This is a genomic window from Bradyrhizobium sp. SHOUNA76, assembly GCF_023006445.1.
Taxonomy (GTDB): domain Bacteria; phylum Pseudomonadota; class Alphaproteobacteria; order Rhizobiales; family Xanthobacteraceae; genus Bradyrhizobium.
The window spans coordinates 1-1,321 of sequence record NZ_JALBHA010000902.1 but is presented as its reverse complement, the minus strand read 5'-3'; the positions used below and the strand labels follow the sequence as shown (position 1 = coordinate 1,321).

Below are 1,321 nucleotides of genomic sequence, written 5' to 3'. Positions count from 1 at the left end.
AAACCGATCGCGCGCCTCGTCATGACGCCGTCGGCATTCGAGCCGGAGGCCCATCCGGAATCGATCCTGATGCGGGCTCGCAACCGCGTGCTTGCGGCGCAGCCGCGCACCGAGATGGCGGATCTTCTGGATCAAATCGTGATGAAAGATATCCGCGGCCGACGCCTCGCGCGTCGATTCCGGCTTTGGAATATAATCGGCCGCGCCGAGCGACAGCGCCTTGAAGCTGATCTCCGCGTTGCGGCGGGTCAGCGTCGAGGCCATGATGATGACCAGATCGCGCTTCTTCGCCAGGAGTTGCGGCAGCGCCGAGATGCCGTCGAGCTCGGGCATTTCGATGTCGAGCACGGCAACGTCGGGATTGATGCGTTCGACCTGGTTGACCGCTTCGAGCCCGGTGCGCAGCGAAGCCGCGACTTCCATGTCGTGCTCGGCGCCGATCCAGCGCGAGATCAGACCGCGAATGACGACGGAATCGTCGACGATCATCACCCGCAGCGGTCCCGCTTCGCGCGAGCCGGTCGAAGTCGAATTACCTGCGAACGCAACGCTCATTACTCACCAACTCAGACTGAAAGGATACAGTTGAAAACAGGCGCCGAAGGATCCGTTCGGCTTCCGGCCGTTCGTTCAGATAAGGCCGACTTCCTGGAATTTCGCCGTCACGATGTCCTTGTCGAACGGCTTCATGATGTACTCGTTGGCGCCCGCATGCAGCGCGCGCGCGATATGCGCGACGTCGTTCTCGGTGGTGCAGAATACGACCTTGGGCTGGTCGCCGCCGGGCATGCGCCTGAGATGGCCGAGGAACTCATAGCCGTCCATCACGGGCATGTTCCAGTCGAGCAGCACCGCATCGGGCAAGCCACGCTTGCAGGCTTCCAGCGCCTTCTCACCGTCCTCGGCCTCGAGGATTTGGAAGTCGAGGCCCTCCAGGATCCGGCGCGCAACCTTGCGGATGACGCTGGAATCATCAACGACGAGACAAGTTCGCATGTGAACCTCCTTCCTCCCCCTTTGCGGAGGCACTTCCAATTGCAAGTCCATCGGCGGCGAGGCCGCCGTATCAGGCCGCCATCATCTCGGGCGCGAGCTCGAGGACGCGATCGACGTCGAGGACGACCATGAGCTGTCCGTCGAGGCGGTGGACGCCGCCGGCGAGCTTGGCCATGCGGGGATCGAGGTTGACGGGGTTCTCTTCCATGCCGGCTTCGGGCAGGCGCAGCACCTCGCCGATCTGGTCGATCAGCAGGCCATAGGATTCGCCGCGCAGGTCGACGCCGACCGCCATCGGCACCTTGCCGTCCTCAGGCTGCGGCAG

Annotated in this window: 3 protein-coding genes; all 3 read right to left on the bottom strand. The window is 63.5% G+C overall.

Annotation, left to right across the window (positions count from 1 at the left end; all coding sequences use genetic code 11):
* Positions 1-555: response regulator (locus MOV74_RS38415; RefSeq protein WP_246932751.1), on the bottom strand; the 555-nt coding region annotated here is incomplete at its 3' end.
* A 75-nt stretch (positions 556-630) separates the two neighbouring features.
* A complete protein-coding gene (locus MOV74_RS38410) occupies positions 631-996 on the bottom strand; it encodes a PleD family two-component system response regulator (protein ID WP_007600538.1) in 366 nt (121 codons plus the stop codon).
* Positions 997-1,066: 70 nt separating this feature from the next.
* The coding region (locus tag MOV74_RS38405) for a chemotaxis protein CheW (RefSeq protein ID WP_246932749.1) at positions 1,067-1,321 on the bottom strand (255 nt) is incomplete at its 5' end.